The 17,324-nt window shown below is 60.6% G+C and carries 15 protein-coding genes; 6 read left to right on the top strand and 9 right to left on the bottom strand.

Translation table 11 applies throughout. The features are described 5' to 3' along the window. Positions 1-20 precede the first annotated feature (20 nt). From folP to JAB4_RS13020, 3 genes are all read right to left on the bottom strand, one after another. Complete coding sequence (gene folP / locus JAB4_RS13030) at positions 21-854, bottom strand: dihydropteroate synthase (RefSeq protein ID WP_070219516.1); 834 nt, start codon at positions 852-854, stop codon at positions 21-23. Between the two features lie 115 nt (positions 855-969). Next, positions 970-2,850, bottom strand: coding sequence for an ATP-dependent zinc metalloprotease FtsH (gene ftsH, locus JAB4_RS13025; protein WP_035817778.1), 1,881 nt, complete (start codon positions 2,848-2,850; stop codon positions 970-972). A gap of 202 nt (positions 2,851-3,052) precedes the next feature. Beyond that, positions 3,053-3,736, bottom strand: coding sequence for an RlmE family RNA methyltransferase (locus JAB4_RS13020; protein ID WP_070219517.1), 684 nt, complete (start codon positions 3,734-3,736; stop codon positions 3,053-3,055). Positions 3,737-3,778: 42 nt separating this feature from the next. Between JAB4_RS13020 and JAB4_RS13015 the strand changes: the two genes are divergently transcribed. Beyond that, a complete protein-coding gene (locus JAB4_RS13015) occupies positions 3,779-4,249 on the top strand; it encodes a YhbY family RNA-binding protein (RefSeq protein WP_010397237.1) in 471 nt (156 codons plus the stop codon). A 203-nt stretch (positions 4,250-4,452) separates the two neighbouring features. Here JAB4_RS13015 and JAB4_RS13010 read toward each other — a convergent pair whose 3' ends face one another. The 6 genes from JAB4_RS13010 to JAB4_RS12985 all read right to left on the bottom strand — a co-directional run bounded on the left by JAB4_RS13010 (position 4,453) and on the right by JAB4_RS12985 (position 11,619). Further along, on the bottom strand, positions 4,453-4,896 hold the full coding sequence (locus JAB4_RS13010) for a DUF4149 domain-containing protein (RefSeq protein ID WP_175444743.1): 444 nt from the start codon (positions 4,894-4,896) through the stop codon (positions 4,453-4,455). Beyond that, complete coding sequence (gene greA / locus JAB4_RS13005; RefSeq protein WP_034757428.1) at positions 4,896-5,372, bottom strand: transcription elongation factor GreA; 477 nt, start codon at positions 5,370-5,372, stop codon at positions 4,896-4,898. Before greA ends, JAB4_RS13010 begins: the two co-directional genes overlap by 1 nt. A 163-nt stretch (positions 5,373-5,535) precedes the next feature. Next, positions 5,536-8,766, bottom strand: a complete 3,231-nt coding sequence (gene carB / locus JAB4_RS13000) for a carbamoyl-phosphate synthase large subunit (RefSeq protein WP_070219519.1) — start codon at positions 8,764-8,766, stop codon at positions 5,536-5,538. After that, positions 8,759-9,937 carry a glutamine-hydrolyzing carbamoyl-phosphate synthase small subunit gene (carA, locus tag JAB4_RS12995; RefSeq protein WP_070219520.1) on the bottom strand — a complete coding sequence of 393 codons (1,179 nt, stop codon included), beginning with the start codon at positions 9,935-9,937 and terminating at the stop codon, positions 8,759-8,761. The genes carB and carA overlap by 8 nt, the downstream gene beginning before the upstream one ends. Positions 9,938-10,232: 295 nt before the next feature. Continuing rightward, positions 10,233-10,640, bottom strand: coding sequence for a heme-binding protein (locus JAB4_RS12990; protein WP_070219521.1), 408 nt, complete (start codon positions 10,638-10,640; stop codon positions 10,233-10,235). Between the two features lie 70 nt (positions 10,641-10,710). Continuing rightward, positions 10,711-11,619 (bottom strand): patatin-like phospholipase family protein, encoded by a 909-nt coding sequence (locus JAB4_RS12985; RefSeq protein WP_070219522.1) that lies wholly within the window; start codon positions 11,617-11,619, stop codon positions 10,711-10,713. A gap of 178 nt (positions 11,620-11,797) precedes the next feature. Between JAB4_RS12985 and JAB4_RS12980 the strand changes: the two genes are divergently transcribed. The 5 genes from JAB4_RS12980 to JAB4_RS12960 all read left to right on the top strand — a co-directional run bounded on the left by JAB4_RS12980 (position 11,798) and on the right by JAB4_RS12960 (position 17,292). Continuing rightward, positions 11,798-12,244 (top strand): hypothetical protein, encoded by a 447-nt coding sequence (locus JAB4_RS12980; protein ID WP_070219524.1) that lies wholly within the window; start codon positions 11,798-11,800, stop codon positions 12,242-12,244. 98 nt (positions 12,245-12,342) lie between these two features. Next, positions 12,343-13,005: a hypothetical protein gene (locus tag JAB4_RS12975; RefSeq protein ID WP_083287136.1), complete on the top strand. Its 663-nt coding sequence runs from the start codon at positions 12,343-12,345 to the stop codon at positions 13,003-13,005. Continuing rightward, the gene (locus JAB4_RS12970; protein WP_070219526.1) at positions 13,002-13,289 is read left to right on the top strand and encodes a barstar family protein; all 288 of its coding nucleotides are present in this window, start codon (positions 13,002-13,004) and stop codon (positions 13,287-13,289) included. The genes JAB4_RS12975 and JAB4_RS12970 overlap by 4 nt, the downstream gene beginning before the upstream one ends. Before the next feature lie 354 nt (positions 13,290-13,643). After that, entirely contained in the window at positions 13,644-15,350 is a 1,707-nt protein-coding gene (gene leuA / locus JAB4_RS12965) for a 2-isopropylmalate synthase (protein ID WP_070219528.1), read from the top strand. Positions 15,351-15,681: 331 nt separating this feature from the next. After that, positions 15,682-17,292 (top strand): methyl-accepting chemotaxis protein, encoded by a 1,611-nt coding sequence (locus tag JAB4_RS12960; RefSeq protein WP_343216248.1) that lies wholly within the window; start codon positions 15,682-15,684, stop codon positions 17,290-17,292. Positions 17,293-17,324 lie beyond the last annotated feature (32 nt).

Raw genomic sequence — 17,324 nt, 5'->3', positions numbered from 1 at the left:
TTATAATGAATCTTACAGCTTCAGTGCGCCATGCGCCAGACCTTCAGGGCATCGACGGTTTCTGCTACATCATGCACACGAATAATTTCCGCGCCTTGCGCTACCGCCGCAAGCGCACCGGCAACACTGCCGGCCAGGCGCTGCTCGACGGGACGTCCCGTCACGGCGCCGATCATCGACTTGCGCGACAGGCCCGCCAGCACAGGCAGGTCCAGCTCGCTGCGCAGCTGGCGCGTGGCGCGCAATAAAGCGTAGTTCTGCTCCACCGTTTTGCCAAAGCCGAAGCCGGGATCTACGCACAGGCGTTCGCGGGCGATGCCGGCCGCCGTCATGGTGTCGATGCGTTCGCGCAGGAAGTCGATGACTTCGCGCACCACGTCGTCGTACTGCGGCTGGGCTTGCATGGTTTCTGGCACGTTTTGCATGTGCATGATGCACAGCGCGCAATCGCTGTCCCGCACGGCCTCGATGGCGCCTGGCGCGCGAAAACCGTTGATGTCGTTGATCATGTCGGCGCCCGCCAGGATGGCTTCGCGCATGACTTCCGGCTTGTACGTGTCGACGGACAAGGGCTTGCCGCAGTCGCGCAAGGCGTACAGCACCGGCATGACGCGCGCAAGCTCGTCCTGCAGCGGCAGCGGCGGCGCGCCGGGGCGGCTCGATTCGCCGCCGATATCGATGATGTCGGCGCCATCAAGCATCATCTGCTCGGCGCGCGACAGGGCAAATTCCAGGTGCTGATACTGGCCCGCATCGGAAAACGAGTCGGGCGTGATGTTCAGGATGCCCATCACCAGCGCCTGCGCGCCGGACAGGTTGAAGCCGAAACGGCCGAATTGCAAATAGTGTCGCATGTGAATCTTTGTAGTCGTCAGGAAAAAACTGCTGCGGCAACGAAAAAGGGCAAGGATTGCTCCTTACCCTCGTTCTTGCCATCCCCTTGCGTGCCGCCCGTCAGGGCCGCACTAATCAGGCTGGTGCCGTCACGTTTGGCGAGATGCCGCCCGTGCCGCTGTCGCCCGCATTGCGGCGTGGCGGAATGACTTTCGGTGGACGCGGCTCCAGGCCGGCCATGATGTCATTGATTTGCTCTGCATCAATGGTTTCCCATTCCAGCAACGCTTTCGTCATCATTTCGACCTTGTCGCGGTTGCCTTCCAGCAAGGTGCGCGCCAAAGCATATTGCTTGTCGAGAATGTTGCGGATTTCAGCATCGACCTTTTGCTGGGTCGCTTCCGAGATCGTCTTGGTGGCGCCACCGAAGAAACCTTCGTTTTCGCTGTCTTCGTAGACCATCACGCCCATGCTGTCGGACATGCCGAAGCGGGTCACCATGGAACGGGCCAGCTTGGTGGCGCGCGAGAAGTCGTTCGACGCGCCGGTGGACATCTGCCCCACGAAAATCTCTTCGGCAATACGGCCGCCGAACAGGATGGAAATTTCTTCCAGCATCTTGTCCTTGTAGGCGGACAAGTTGTCGTGCTCCGGCAGCTGCCAGGTCAGGCCCAGGGCCCAGCCGCGCGGCATGATCGTCACTTTATGCACGGGATCGGCCTTCGGCAGCAGTTTGGCGACGACGGCGTGACCGGACTCATGGTAAGCCGTGTTGCGACGCTCTTCCTCGCGGATGATCATCGATTTACGCTCGGGACCCATGTAGATCTTGTCTTTCGCATCTTCAAAGTCAGCCATTTCCACCAGGCGCTTGCTGCGGCGGGCGGCGAACAAGGCTGCCTCGTTGACCAGATTGGCCAGGTCGGCACCCGAGAAACCAGGCGTACCGCGGGCCAGGATATCGGCTTTCACATCGGTACCGATAGGCACTTTGCGCATGTGCACGTTCAAGATCTGTTCGCGGCCGCGGATATCGGGCAAGCCGACGGACACCTGGCGGTCGAAGCGGCCCGGACGCAGCAAGGCTTTGTCGAGCACGTCGGCGCGGTTGGTGGCGGCCACGACGATGACGCCGGAGTTCGCTTCAAAACCGTCCATCTCGACCAGCAACTGGTTCAGGGTCTGTTCGCGCTCGTCATTGCCGCCGCCCATGCCGGCACCGCGGTGACGACCGACAGCGTCGATCTCATCGATGAAGATGATGCATGGCGAATGCTTTTTCGCGTTTTCGAACATGTCGCGCACGCGGCTGGCACCCACGCCGACGAACATTTCCACGAAGTCAGAACCGGAAATCGAGAAGAACGGCACCTTGGCTTCGCCGGCGATGGCGCGCGCCAGCAGGGTTTTACCCGTGCCAGGAGGACCGACCATCAGCACGCCGCGGGGAATACGGCCGCCCAGTTTCTGGAATTTGCTCGGATCCTTGAGGAAGTCGACCACTTCGTTGACTTCTTCTTTCGCTTCGTCGCAACCGGCGACATCGGCGAAGGTGACGGTGTTGCTGGCTTCATCCATCATGCGCGCCTTCGACTTGCCGAACGAGAATGCCCCGCCCTTGCCGCCGCCTTGCATCTGACGCATGAAGAAGACCCAGACGCCGATCAACAGCAGCATGGGGAACCAGGAAACAAAAATAGTTTGCAGGAAAGACGCTTCCTCGGGCGGACGCACATCGAAATGCACGCCATTGTCGCGCAAGTCGCCGATCAGGCCCTTGTCGAGGCTGGTGGCAGTGGTACGCACCTTGGTGTCGTCCATCAGCTTGGCGGTGATCGACGAACCTTCGATCACGACATCTTTGACGCGCTTGGCTTTGACTTCATCCAGCAAATCGGAATAAGCGATGGCCTTGCTGCCGCCTGTGGCGCCATGACTGTCGAATTGCTTGAACAGCATGAACAACAGCAGCAATACGACTACCCAGATGGCAGATTTGGAAAACATGTTATTCACGAAGACTCCTTGGATGCAGTGCGCATCTCTTTACCTATAGCTAGAAACACGATTTTACTCGCAATAAGCGGGCCGTGCCAAAGCCCGCCGATCCGTGCGCGCGAAAAAACCGCGTTCACGCAAAAAAATGCAGTATAAACAATTTAGGCTTTTATGCCATCAGACGCTACTGCACTTCTCGTTCCCATGTGCGGATTCCCTCTTAAATATCAAGGGCGGGATCATCTTCTTCTACGGCATTTTTCAGCGGATTCTTGATTCCACGGCCCATCAGGAAGATTTCCGACGATTTATCGCGGCTGGCCTTCGGCTTTTTCTGTACCACGACCTTGAATTCAGCGCGGAATTTCTCCACGATCTGGCTGAAACCCATGTCTTTAAAGCATTTCACCAGCAATACGCCAGACGGCTTCAGGTGCAATTGCGAAAATTCGATGGCCAGGTCGATCAGATGTTCCATGCGCGCGGCATCCGCCGTGGCAATGCCCGACAGGTTGGGCGCCATGTCCGACAGCACCAGATCGACCTTGCGGCCTTGCAACACCACTTCCAGCTGGCGCAATACGCGCGCTTCGCGGAAGTCGCCCTGGATGAAGTGGAAATCGGCGATCGGCTCCATTTCCAGCATGTCCAGGCCAATCAGGGTACCATTGACCCCGCCGCCATCCTTGCCGGCCAGCTTGCGCCGCGTGTACTGGGCCCAGCTGCCGGGAGTACAACCAAGGTCGACAATCACCTGGCCAGGTTTGATCAGTTTCTCGTCTTCATCGATTTCTTTGAGCTTGTATGCTGCCCGGGCGCGGTAGCCCTCTTTTTGCGCCAACTTCACATAAGGATCATTTATGTGGTCGTGCAACCAGTTTTTGTTTAATTTCTTCTTTGCCATTCGCGTAGAATACTGCTTTTAAGGGAATTACTAAATATTATTATGCTAAAACTTACACCCGTAGAGCGCAGCGCACTGCGCGCCGAAGCACACGCGCTGAAGCCTATCGTCATCATTGGCGAAGCGGGCTTGACACCTGCTGTCCTCAAAGAGATCGACCTTGGCCTGGATTCGCACGGCCTGATTAAAGTCCGCGTGTTCGGCGACGACCGCGAAGCCCGCGTCGGAATGTACGATACGATTTGCGGCAATCTCGGCGCCGCCCCGGTACAACATATTGGCAAACTGCTGGTAATCTACCGTCCGAAAAAAGAAGTGGTTAAGGAGAAGGTCAGCGCCGGCAAAGGCATGCGCGAAGTGACCATCGTCAAGGCCAGCGCCAGCGGCACCAAGCGCCCGAGCGTGACGAAAGTCATGATCAAGGGCAATGAGCGCGTTACCGAAGGCGGTTCCATCAAGCGTGCCAAGCCACGTCAGAAAAGCGCCAAGAAAAGCGCACTGGGCAGCAAGTAAGCCTGTTCACCCGGCCACCGCGAGGCGGCCGGGCTTGAAACAAGAAGCGGAGCACGGGATATCCCCTGCTCCGCTTTTTTATTGCAATTGCGCTTGTCGGATTACACGGCGCCAAGGCGCCGCTAATCCGACCTACGATATCGACCATCAGTCATGTAGGTCGGATTAGCGCGCAGCGCGTAATCCGACAACACCACAGCCGATTACTGCTGTTTCCAGATCAATACGCCCGCCAGCAGGCTCTGCACGGCAAAGATCAGGGTCGACACGCCATGCAGCATACCGAAGCGGCTGCGCATGGCCTCGTCCATGATGCCCGACGGCGCTTGCGCCTTGAGTTCGGCCATCAGCGGCGTGATGCCGAAATGGCTGAGCAGCGCGCACACCAGCATGGACAGCACCAGCGCACCCAGCAGGCGGCGGCGCTTGAGCTCCAGCGCACCGGGCGCCCATTGCAGCAAGGCCAGCAGTACCAGCGCACAGACGATGGACAGCCACGCCTCGGCGCGGAACATGCTGCCGGCGATGTTTCCTGCCAGCACGCGGTCGCTCAGGGTGCCGAACAGGGTGGGCGCCACGACGAAGCCGATGGTCCACAGGCTGCCCGCCCACAGGGTGGCAACGAGGAAGCGCACGCGGCCCAGCATCAGATGTACAGTACTTCCAGGATCTCGTATTCGCGCGGGCCGGACGGCGCCTGCACTTCCACCACGTCGCCGGCGTACTTGCCGATCAGCGCGCGGGCGATCGGGGACGTCACGGACACCTTGTTCATTTTCAGGTCGGCTTCATCGAGGCCCACGATCTGGTACGTGACTTTCTGGCCCGATTCCAGGTCTTCCAGGTTCACGGTCGAGGCAAACACCACGCGGCCTTCCGCGTCGAGCGCGGTCGGGTCGATGATTTGCGCTGCGCCCAGCTTGCCTTCGAGCTCGGCGATGCGGCCTTCGACGAAGGCCTGGCGTTCCTTGGCGGCATCGTACTCGGCGTTTTCCGACAAATCTCCGTGCGAACGCGCTTCGGCGATCGCATCGATGACGATGCGGCGTTCCTTGGTCTTCAAATGATGCAGCTCTTCCTTCAGGAGTTCTGCGCCGTATTTGGTCAATGGGACTGAGGTCATGTTATCTCTACTATCTGCTAGTTATCGGCGCCGTTGTCCGTGTTTTGCCACGGTTAACGGACTTACCAAGTGAAAACCACAGAGGCCGCGCGCTGCTCTGCACGGAACTCTGTGGTTGATAAGCATGCAGTGTACCGCCTAACGGCGGTCACTGCAAACGCACTTAGTTCAAGGTCTTGTGCAGACCTTGCAAATCATACACACGCAACTCATCCAGATGGCGGATGCCTTCGACGGCCGCTTCCGCGCCCGCGATGGTCGTGTAGGTCGTCACGCGCGAGGCCAGGGCCGACGTGCGGATGGCCCGCGAATCGACGATGGCGCTGCGCTTTTCTTCCACGGTGTTGATTACCAGCACGATTTCATGGTTCTTGATCATGTCGACCACGTGCGGACGGCCTTCGATCACCTTGTTCACTGGCGTGACGGCGATGCCGGCAGCAGCAATCACGGCGGCGGTGCCCTTGGTGGCGACCACGGTGAAACCGGACTCGACCAGGTCGCGCGCCACTTGCACGGCGCGCGGCTTGTCCGACGCTTTCACGCTGATGAAAACCTTGCCCGATTTTGGCAGGTTGACGCCGGCGCCCAGTTGCGATTTCACAAACGCTTCGCCGAAGGTCAGGCCCACGCCCATGACTTCGCCCGTCGATTTCATTTCAGGGCCGAGGATGGTGTCCACGCCCGGGAACTTGACGAACGGGAACACGGCTTCCTTGACGCTGAAATATGGCGGCACGACTTCCTGCGTGATGCCTTGCGACGCCAGCGACTGGCCGACCATGCAGCGCGCGGCGATCTTCGCCAGTTGCAGACCCGTGGCTTTCGAGACGAAAGGCACGGTGCGCGACGCGCGTGGATTGACTTCCAGCACGAAGACGACATCTTTCATTGCGCCATCGATCTCTTGCTTCTGGATCGCGAACTGCACGTTCATCAGGCCGACCACGTTCAAACCCTTGGCCATCAGCGCCGTCTGGCGTTTCAGTTCTTCAATGGTTTCCGGTGCCAGCGAATACGGCGGCAAGGAGCAAGCCGAGTCGCCCGAGTGGACGCCAGCCTGTTCGATGTGTTCCATTACGCCGCCAATGAACGTCGTTTCGCCGTCGGAGATGCAATCGACGTCGCACTCGATGGCGTCGTTCAGGAAGCGGTCCAGCAGCACCGGCGAATCGTGCGAGACCTTGACGGCTTCGCGCATGTAGCGCTCGAGGTCGCGTTGCTCGTGGACGATTTCCATGGCGCGACCGCCCAGCACGTACGATGGACGCACGACCAGCGGGTAGCCGATTTCCTGCGCCAGCGCCAGGGCGTCGGCTTCCGTGCGCGCGGTGCGGTTAGGCGGCTGGCGCAGTTCCAGCTTGTGCAGCATCTGCTGGAAACGCTCGCGGTCTTCGGCCGCGTCGATCATGTCGGGCGAGGTGCCGATGATCGGTACGCCATTCGCTTCCAGGTCCAGCGCCAGTTTCAATGGCGTCTGACCGCCGTACTGCACGATCACGCCCACCGGTTTTTCGATGGCGACGATTTCCAGCACGTCTTCCAGGGTCAAGGACTCGAAGTACAGGCGGTCCGAGGTATCGTAGTCGGTCGAAACCGTTTCTGGGTTGCAATTGACCATGATGGTTTCGTAGCCGTCTTCGCGCATGGCGAGGGCCGCGTGGACGCAGCAATAGTCAAACTCGATACCCTGGCCGATACGGTTCGGGCCACCGCCCAGCACCATGATCTTTTTCTTGTCGGTCGGATTCGATTCGCACTCTTCGTCGTACGTGGAATACATGTACGCCGTGTCGGTCGAAAACTCGGCCGCGCAGGTGTCGACGCGCTTGTAGACGGGACGGATGTTAAGCGCATGGCGCTGCTGGCGCACGGCCGTGTCGGTCGTCTGTAACAGGAAGCCCAGGCGGCGGTCCGAGAAGCCCTTCTGCTTCAACTTGTACAAGGTGTTCTTGTCCAGGTTTTCCAGCTTCTGCGTGTCCAGCCACAATTCCAGGTCGACGATTTCCTTGATCTGGATCAGGAACCATGGGTCGATCTTGGTCAGCTGGTGCACTTCTTCCAGGGTAAAACCCTGGGCAAACGCGTCGCCCACGTACCAGATACGCTCAGGACCAGGCTCGCCCAGTTCTTCTTCGATCTTTTCGCGGTCCTTGGTCTTCTCGTTCATGCCATCCACGCCCACTTCCAGGCCGCGCAAGGCTTTCTGGAACGATTCCTGGAAGGTACGGCCGATGGCCATCACTTCGCCGACGGATTTCATCTGCGTCGTCAGGTGGTGGTCGGCGGTCGGGAATTTCTCGAACGTGAAACGGGGAATCTTGGTGACGACGTAATCGATCGACGGTTCGAACGATGCCGGCGTGGCGCCGCCCGTGATTTCATTGCGCAGCTCGTCCAGGGTGAAACCGACGGCCAGCTTGGCGGCGATCTTGGCGATCGGGAAACCCGTCGCTTTCGATGCCAGGGCCGACGAACGCGACACGCGCGGATTCATCTCGATGACGATCATGCGGCCATCGACGGGGTTGATCGAGAATTGCACGTTCGAGCCGCCCGTGTCGACGCCGATCTCGCGCAGCACTGCCAGACTGGCATTGCGCATGATCTGGTATTCCTTGTCCGTCAGCGTTTGCGCAGGAGCGACGGTAATCGAGTCGCCCGTGTGCACGCCCATCGGGTCGAGGTTTTCGATCGAGCAGATGATGATGCAGTTGTCCGCCTTGTCGCGCACCACTTCCATCTCGTACTCTTTCCAGCCCAGCAGCGATTCTTCGATCAGCAGCTCTTTCGTCGGCGATGCTTCCAGGCCGCGCTTGCAGATGGTTTCGAATTCTTCTTCGTTGTAGGCGATGCCGCCGCCGGAACCGCCCATGGTGAACGATGGACGGATGATGGTCGGGAAGCCCAGGGTGCGCTGCACGGCCCACGATTCTTCCATCGAGTGCGCCACGCCGGAACGGGCCGAACCGAGGCCGATCTTGGTCATCGCGTCCTTGAACTTCGAGCGGTCTTCGGCCTTGTCGATGGCTTCCGGCGACGCGCCGATCAGCTCGACGTTGTATTTTGCCAGCACGCCATTGTTGAACAGGTCCAGCGCGCAGTTCAGCGCCGTCTGGCCGCCCATCGTCGGCAGGATCGCGTCAGGACGCTCCTTGGCGATGATGCGCTCGACAACCGACCAGGTGATCGGTTCGATGTAGGTCACGTCGGCCATTTCCGGGTCCGTCATGATGGTCGCAGGATTGCTGTTGACCAGGATGACTTTGTAGCCCTCTTCGCGCAGGGCCTTGCACGCTTGCGCGCCGGAATAATCGAATTCGCAGGCCTGGCCGATCACGATCGGGCCAGCGCCAATAATCAGAATACTTTTGATATCTAAACGTTTAGGCATTTTTCTTTTTCTCCTCCGCAGCCATCAAGTTGATGAAGCGGTCAAACAGGTAAGCAACATCCATCGGGCCCGGCGACGCTTCAGGGTGGCCCTGGAAGCAGAAGGCCGGCTTGTCCGTGCGGGCAAAGCCCTGCAGGGAGCCGTCGAACAGCGATTCATGGGTCACGCGGCAATTCGCGGGCAGAGTTGCCGCGTCGACCGCGAAACCGTGGTTTTGCGAGGTAATCAAGACCTGCTTCGTTTCCAGGTCTTGCACCGGGTGGTTGGCGCCGTGGTGGCCGAACTTCATCTTCAAGGTTTTCGCGCCGGAAGCGAGCGCCATGATCTGGTGGCCAAGGCAGATGCCGAAGGTCGGGATACCCTTCTCGATCAACTCGCGGGTCGCCGCGATGGCGTAGTCGCACGGTTCCGGGTCGCCGGGGCCGTTCGACAGGAAGATGCCGTCCGGATTCAGTGCCAGGGCGTCGGCCGCCGTCGCTTGCGCGGGCAGCACGGTGACTTTGCAGCCGCGCGCCGTCAGCATGCGCAGGATGTTGCGCTTGACGCCGTAGTCGAAGGCGACCACGTGGTATTTCGCGTCCGCGTCAGCCAGCTGGCCGTAGCCTTCGCCCAGGGTCCATTCCGTTTCGCGGTATTCATACGGCGCCTTGGCCGAGACGACCTTGGCCAGGTCCATGCCGGCCAGGCCGGGGAAGGAGCGGGCCAGTTCCAGCGCTTGGGCGCTAGATGGCTCGTTGCCTTGCGTACCGACGAGGATGGCACCGCCCTGCGCACCTTTTTCACGCAGGATGCGCGTGAGCTTGCGTGTATCGATGCCGGCGATGGCGACGATATTTTCAGCTTTCAGGTAATCGGACAGGGAGAGCGTGGAACGGAAATTGGATGCCAGCAATGGCAGATCGCGGATGATGAGGCCAGCGGCGTGTACCTTGGAAGACTCGACGTCTTCGGGATTGACGCCCGTATTGCCGATATGCGGATAGGTCAGGGTGACCATCTGGCGGCAATAGCTTGGGTCGGTAAGGATTTCCTGATACCCGGTCATCGAGGTGTTGAAAACAACCTCGCCCGTGGTATGACCGGCGGCACCGATCGAAAAACCTTTAAAGATCGTTCCATCAGCAAGCGCTAATATGGCTGGAACGGCAGGGCCAGAAAAAAATGGCGGCAAGGGCAACTCCTGATAAAGTTACCGTAGCTGCGCCACGTCAGACCGACCGCCTAGATACCCGAGCCAGATGCACTCAGGGTGTTTCAACGGTCATTTTGAATGAGGGGATGGGTAGTCGCTACGGTATATGTGTGATTGGCTAAACCTTTGAATTATAACCAAAAGGAAGCTTTTCCACAAGGAAGAAAATTCAGAAAGCCCGGCATTTTTTTGCGCAGCAACATAAATTCTGCGCCCCATGAAAAAAGCCGCCCGGCTTGCGCGGAGCGGCTTGCAAAGCAATATCGGTTACTACTTAGGCCGTCAAAGCGGCGATGCCCGCTTTGGCAATTTGCGCGTCCTCGGCTGACTTGACACCCGAGACGCCGACGGCGCCCACGTAGTGGCCGTCGTACACGATGGGCACGCCGCCTTCGAGCAAGCCGTCGATTTCCGGCGCGCTCAGGAACGACACGCGGCCGCCGTTGATCATCTCTTCATAGATGCGCGATTCGCGGCGGCCCAGCGCGGCCGTCTTGGCTTTCGATGGGGCGATGTGCGACGAGATCGGCGCCACGCCGTCCATGCGCTGCAGCCATACCAGATGGCCGCCGTCGTCGACGATGGCGATCGTGACCGCCCAGTTATTCTTGACCGCTTCCGCTTCGGCGGCGGCAGCGATTTTCTTTACGTCGTCCAGGGTCAAAATCGGTTTCGATTGCATGAGACATCCTTGTTATGTTAAAGCAAAATTGTATACGAAATGCGCAGCGGCGCGATCGCGTCATGATCGCCTACTGCTCGCGTTTGGCTTTCAGCTTTTGCTTGAGTTGCGCCATGACGGCAAACGTCGCCTGCTCGCCCGCCAGGATGGCCTGGTTGCGGCTGTTGAAATCGTTCCCTTTCATGGTGCCCAGGCTGGGCTGGATCACCACGTCCGCATCTTTCAATTCGAACTGGTTGATGCGCTGCCCCATGATGGCGAAGGTCTGCATGATGACTTCCATCGAACTGATGGCCTTTTGCGTATCCGTTTGCGACGAAATATTCACGGCGATGATGAAGTCGGCGCCCATGTCGCGCGCAAAGCGCACGGGCACGGGAGCGACGAGGCCGCCATCGACATAGGTATGGCCGGCGATCGTCACGGGCTGGAACACGCCGGGCACGGCCGACGAGGCGCGCACGGCCATGCCGGTGTTACCGCGCTGGAACAGGATCGGCTGGCCATTTTTGAGGTCGGTCGCCACCACGCCAAACGGAATCTTCAGCTTTTCCAGCGACACGCCGCCGACCGCCTTGTTGACATAGCTTTGCAGCGCTTCGCCTTTCAGCACGCCGGACGACTTGCCGAACAGGGGCAAGGCCCAGTCGGAAATGGCCGCCTCGTCCATGTCGAAGGCCATCTTTTGCAGGGCGAAGCCGGAATTGCCTGCCGCATACAGGGCGCCCACCACGCTGCCGGCGCTGGTGCCGGTGACGATGTCGGCATGTATACCCTGCGATTCGAGCGCCTTGATCACGCCGATGTGCGCAAAACCGCGCGCCGCGCCGCCGCCCAGCGCCAGGCCGATCTTGATCTTGCGGGGAGCGACGACGGGTTCGGGCGGCGTCAATACTTGTACGGGTTTCGGGGCGGTGGTATCGCAGCCGGCCAGCACGAAGGCGGCCAGGGCAAGCAGGGTCAGGCGTTTAGGGAACATGGTGGCAGAAGAGAACCGCGCGCGGCAGTGGCAATAAAGGAGAGCCGATTGTAGCGCAAGCGGGGCCGGCCGCACTGAAGGCGGTCTTAAATGTTTATAGTGACAAGATTGCGAACCGTGCGCGCCACGCCGGCTGCTAGACTGGCGCCTGGTTACCCACCTCACCACCTCCTGGCTTATGAAAACAGACCTGTTCCGCTTCATCGCGCACCCATGCTTGCTCGTTGCCGTCCTGCTCGGTGCAGCCTGCGCCAACGCCACCCCCGCCGCGGCGCAGCGCCCAGATAGCATCGCGGAAAGGATGGCGGGCTTCACCTGCACGGGTAACATACAGATTCCCAATGATCAGGGGGAGCACACGATTGAACTCAGCTTCGACGCCCCCGACCGGCACGGCGCGCAAGGCACCCACATCATTGACGGGCGCGGCAAAGCGAGTAATTTCTACGATTGCCGGCAAAGCGGCGACAGCTTGTCTTGCACATATGACGCGGGGCCAAGCAGCGGCCCGCTGACCATGCGCTTTAGCGGCAACTTGACGCAAGTAAAGGGCGAATTCAATTCCCCGTTTGAAAACAGCACCGCCTTGCCATTTTCCGCTCGCTGCCAAAAATCGGAGCAATAGCAGCGTCCGGGCCATGGGCCAAGCGAAGAGCACCCGCTGGGTAGCTGGCTCGCATGCAGAATCGTCCCAACCGCCTATCACTCGCCGAATCAGTCAACATGTCCGACGAATATCAATTTTCCGACAGCCGCGCCCTGAGCGCCCCATTTGCGCAACAGTTATCGCGGCAGCCGCCCGACGGCGCCCTCGCCTGGCTGATCACCGTACTCGCCACGCAGGCGCCCGCGCTGCGCTCGTCGAACGCCATCCTGCTGGCCTACACGGGCAACCCGGCCGCAATCGCCTGGCTAGAGAACAATATCGGCTCGCCCGTGGCGGGGCAATGGGGCGTGGCGGCGGCCCTGCTGGGCACGCCGTGGCCGCAAATCGTTGACTGGCTGCAACGGGGCGGCGCGCACCGGCTGATGGCGCTCGATGCCTTGCTCGCGTGCCGCAAGCCCGCCGTCAACATGTCGCCGCTGGAACAGATCGCCGCCCCCGTGCTGCCGCAAGCGCCAGCGCGCGCCGAACTCGACGCCGCGCTGGCCGCCTGCCTGGCGGCATCTCCCACGCCGCGCATCCAGGCGGCCATCGACTCGATCAACAAGCACGTGGACGAGATCCTGCGCGGCGGCCCGCGCGGCGTGGCCGTGGCCGACTTGCCGCGCCTGTACCTGGACCCGGCACCGTTCAAGGATGCGCCCGCCATCCTGGAGCAGCACGAGGCGGTGGTGGGCGGCATGCGGCAAAACCTGCAGAACTTGCTCAAGGGCATACTGTGAACAGGCCAACCCATATCAGCGTCGACTTGAGCGACATCAACTCGCCGCGCCAGCTGCATGCCGCCCTGGCAACCGCACTGGATTTCCCTTCCTTCTATGGCATGAACTGGGATGCCTTCTGGGATGCCATCACGGGCCTGGTGGACATGCCGCAACAGCTGGAGCTGCTGGGCTGGCAGGAGCTCGCGTCGCGGCTGCCCCGCGATGCGGCCCTGTTGCGGCGCTGCCTGGAACGCGCGCAGCAGGAAATGCCGAACGGGGCATCACACGTGCACTACATGTAAAACGGAAACGCTTGACAGCCCCGCCCGACATCCCTTACATTGAGTGCATGTCCTCCTTCAAACATTCCTCCCCTTCCCTGCTGTCGCTATCGCGACTACTACTAGCACGCGCATAAGTTTGCCGCATTGCTTCGCCTGGCCACACGCCGGCGCGTTTCAAAAACCCTGGAAGGTTTGATGATGTTTGCACCATCCCCATACGTACACGTAATCCCCGCTGCGACCGCCCCTGCCGGCATCGCGGCCGCACTGCTACCGCTACCGATCGCTTGCCTGGCCTAGTGTTGCGTGGCCGCCCGGCAAGCTTGCGCCACAACCATTGATTTCCCCCCCTATCTTCAGGAGTACCCGATCATGATGTTGCAAAACCCAGCTTCCAAATACCGCGCCTTTCCTCCAGTTAAATTGACCGACCGTCAATGGCCGAACCAGATCATCAGCAAACCGCCGATCTGGATGAGCACCGACTTGCGCGACGGCAACCAGTCCTTGATCGAGCCGATGAGCGCGGAAAAGAAGCTGCGGTTCTTCGAGATGCTGATCGCCATCGGCCTGAAGGAAATCGAAGTGGGCTTCCCTTCGGCATCGCAGACGGATTTCGACTTCGTGCGCAAGCTCGTCGATGAAGGCCGCATCCCGGACGACGTCACCATCATCGTGCTGACCCAGTCGCGCGAAGAATTGATCCGCCGCACGGTGGAATCCGTCGTCGGCGCCAAACGCGCCATCGTCCACCTGTACAACTCCGTGGCGCCCGTGTTCCGCAAGGTCGTGTTCGGCATGTCGCGCGAAGAAATCACGACTATCGCCACCACCGGCACTACCCTCGTAAAACAGCTGGTGGCCCAGCATCCGGAAACGGAATGGGGCTTTGAATACACGCCGGAATCGTTTTCCACCACGGAACTCGATTTCTCCAAGCATATCTGCGACGCCGTCAGCGCCATCTGGAAGCCGACGCCCGCCAACAAGATGATCATCAACCTGCCGTCGACCGTGGAATGCAGCACGCCCAACGTGTATGCGGACCAGATCGAATGGATGTCGCGCAAGCTGGCGCGCCGCGATTCCATCATCATCAGCGTGCACCCGCATAACGACCGCGGCACGGCCGTCGCCTCGGCCGAGCTGGCCGTGATGGCGGGCGCCGACCGCGTCGAAGGCTGCTTGTTCGGCAATGGCGAGCGCACGGGCAACGTCGATCTCGTCACCCTGGCGATGAATTTGTACACGCAAGGCGTGCACCCCGGCCTCGATTTCTCCGATATCGATACCGTGCGCAAGTGCGTGGAAGAGTGCAACCAGTTGCCCGTCCACCCGCGCCACCCGTATGCGGGCGACCTGGTGTTTACGGCCTTCTCCGGCTCGCACCAGGATGCGATCAAGAAAGGTTTCGCCAAGCAACAACCGGACAGCATCTGGGAAGTGCCGTACCTGCCGATCGACCCGGCCGACCTGGGCCGCAGCTACGACGCCGTGATCCGCGTCAACAGCCAGTCCGGCAAGGGCGGCATGGCGTACTTGCTGGAACAGGAATACGGCCTGGTCTTGCCGCGCCGCCTGCAGATCGAATTCTCGCGCGCCGTGCAAGCCGTGGCCGACGCCACGGGCCGCGAAATCGCCGCGCAGGATATCCATGAAATCTTCCAGAAGGAATACCTGGAGCAAACGGCGCCGTACGCCTACGCTTCGCACCGCATGGTGGAAGACACCAGCAGCGACGAGTCCGTGCAGATCGACATCAGCCTGTCGCACCGCCAGACGCCATTGGCCCTGCAAGGCGGTGGCAACGGCCCCATCGACGCCTTCGTCAATGCGCTCGGTCTCGACATCAAGCTGATGGATTACCACGAACACTCGATCGGCTCCGGCGCCAACGCGCAAGCGGCGTGCTACGTGGAATTGCGCCTCGATAACGGCCCGACCCTGTTCGGCGCCGCCATCGACAGCAACATCGTCACCGCCTCGTTCAAGGCCGTGCTGTCGGCCGTGAACCGCCGCATCGGGCAGACGGAAGCCGAAAAAACAACGACGGCCAACGTGGCGGCGAGCGCCGTCTAAGGACTGCATTCCCTCTCGCACAGGGAAAAAAAGCGGTACGGCTTGATCGCCGTGCCGCTTTTTCATTTCCGTAAGGCAATTGTTGCTGTAAAAGAAGTATCACGCGCCGTATAATCGACTCATAATAAGACCACCGGGGACAGATTTAAAAGTAACCCCCAATAAATTCTTGTCATTTCTAGCTTCCATAAACAGCGTGCTGCTTTGTTGCCCTCCGCTAGCAGTGCTTGCACTGCGTCGCAGAGCGCGCCTAGCATCACATCTGTTTCTGTTCGCTATAAATTGCCAATAATTTCTTGAGGATTACTTTCGCTACCGAGGGAATGAGTGAATGAGTATGAAATTGACGAATATGAAGATAGGCGCGCGCCTGGGTGCCGGCTTTGGCGTGGTGCTGCTGCTGATGGCAGTGCTGGTGGGAACGGGCCTGTTCCGGCTGGACAAGATCGGCGCGCTCAGCGAGTCCATCATCGAGAAAGACTGGGCCAAGGCGGACGCCATCGCCACCATCCGCAGCACGACGCGTTCGAACGCGGCATTGGTACTGGAACTGTTCATCCATGAAGATCCAGCCCGCGCCAACGCCATCCATGGCGAAATCGATGCCAACAAGGCCACCATCACCGATGCGCTGGCCATCCTCGACCGCCTGATCGTGCTGCCGGAAGGCAAGGAACTGCTGGCCACCCTGAAGCAGCAGCGCAAGGCCTATGTCGTCTCGTTCAGCCAGGCAGACAAGCTGCTGGTGGCGGGGCAGCGCGCGGAAGCGGCCAAGCACGTACGCGACGATACCCTGCCCGCCCTGAACCAACTGCAAAAGACGGTGAACCGCCTGAATGAAATTCAGCGCGGCGTGGTCGTGCATGGCGGCCAGCAAATCCAGCAGAATATTTCCGCGGCGAATGTGCTGATGGCCAGCCTGGGCACGGCCGCCCTGCTGCTGGGCGTGCTCTTTGCCTGGCGGGTCACGCGCTCGATCACCACGCCGATCGCGTATGCACTGCGCGTGGCGCAAGCCGTGGCTGGAGGCGACTTGAGCAGCAAGATCGTGGCCGACGGCAAGGATGAAGCGGGCCAGCTGCTGCAGGCCTTGCGCGACATGAACACCAACCTGGCCACCCTCGTGGGGCAAGTGCGCGGCGGCACGGGTACGATCGCCGTGGCGTCGAGCCAGATCGCCAGCGGCAATGCCGACCTGTCGGCCCGCACCGAGGCGCAGGCCAGCGCGCTGGAAGAGACGGCCTCGTCGATGATCGAACTGACGGGCACCGTGCGCAGCAACAGCGACAATGCGCGCCAGGCCGACAGTCTGGCCCGCTCGGCGTCGGCCATTGCGCAGCGCGGCGGCTCGGCCATGGCGGAAGTGATCGGCACCATGGACGCCATCAATGCCTCGTCGCGCAAGATCGTCGACATCATCGCCGTCATCGACGGCATCGCTTTCCAGACGAATATCCTGGCACTGAATGCGGCCGTGGAAGCGGCGCGTGCCGGCGAGCAAGGCCGCGGCTTTGCCGTCGTGGCGTCGGAAGTGCGCAACCTGGCGCAGCGCTCGGCGGCGGCGGCTAAAGAGATCAAGGAACTCATTGCCGACTCCGTCACGCGGGTCGGCCAGGGCGCGCAGCTGGTCAGCCAGGCGGGCGCCACGATGGATGAAGTGGTGGCCAGCGTGGGCCGGGTCAGCGCCATCGTCGGTGAAATCAGCGTCGCCAACCACGAGCAGAGCGAAGGCATCGAGCAGATCAATGCGGCCATCATGCAGATGGACCAGACGACGCAACAGAACGCGGCCCTGGTCGAGGAAGCGGCCGCGGCGGCGGCGGCCATGCATGAACAGGCGGGCGACCTGGAAACCCTCGTCAGCCAGTTCAAGCTCGAGCAGAACGCGAGCGCCAAGGCACCGCCCCGCCCTGACGCGCCCGCCGTCCCGCGCCTGCACTAAGTTGCTTATTCCACCTTTGCTTATTCCACCTT

The organism is Janthinobacterium sp. HH102 (assembly GCF_001758625.2).
Classification (GTDB): Bacteria; Pseudomonadota; Gammaproteobacteria; order Burkholderiales; family Burkholderiaceae_D; genus Janthinobacterium.
This window is presented reverse-complemented; position numbering and strand designations above follow the sequence as displayed.

Coding starts and splice junctions, on each gene's coding strand:
- folP (WP_070219516.1), bottom strand. CDS start 854: ATGCGACACTATTTGCAATTCGGCCGTTTCGGCTTCAACCTGTCCGGC.
- JAB4_RS13020 (WP_070219517.1), bottom strand. CDS start 3,736: ATGGCAAAGAAGAAATTAAACAAAAACTGGTTGCACGACCACATAAAT.
- JAB4_RS13015 (WP_010397237.1), top strand. CDS start 3,779: ATGCTAAAACTTACACCCGTAGAGCGCAGCGCACTGCGCGCCGAAGCA.
- JAB4_RS13010 (WP_175444743.1), bottom strand. CDS start 4,896: ATGCTGGGCCGCGTGCGCTTCCTCGTTGCCACCCTGTGGGCGGGCAGC.
- greA (WP_034757428.1), bottom strand. CDS start 5,372: ATGACCTCAGTCCCATTGACCAAATACGGCGCAGAACTCCTGAAGGAA.
- carB (WP_070219519.1), bottom strand. CDS start 8,766: ATGCCTAAACGTTTAGATATCAAAAGTATTCTGATTATTGGCGCTGGC.
- JAB4_RS12990 (WP_070219521.1), bottom strand. CDS start 10,640: ATGCAATCGAAACCGATTTTGACCCTGGACGACGTAAAGAAAATCGCT.
- JAB4_RS12985 (WP_070219522.1), bottom strand. CDS start 11,619: ATGTTCCCTAAACGCCTGACCCTGCTTGCCCTGGCCGCCTTCGTGCTG.
- JAB4_RS12980 (WP_070219524.1), top strand. CDS start 11,798: ATGAAAACAGACCTGTTCCGCTTCATCGCGCACCCATGCTTGCTCGTT.
- JAB4_RS12975 (WP_083287136.1), top strand. CDS start 12,343: ATGTCCGACGAATATCAATTTTCCGACAGCCGCGCCCTGAGCGCCCCA.
- leuA (WP_070219528.1), top strand. CDS start 13,644: ATGATGTTGCAAAACCCAGCTTCCAAATACCGCGCCTTTCCTCCAGTT.
- JAB4_RS12960 (WP_343216248.1), top strand. CDS start 15,682: ATGAGTATGAAATTGACGAATATGAAGATAGGCGCGCGCCTGGGTGCC.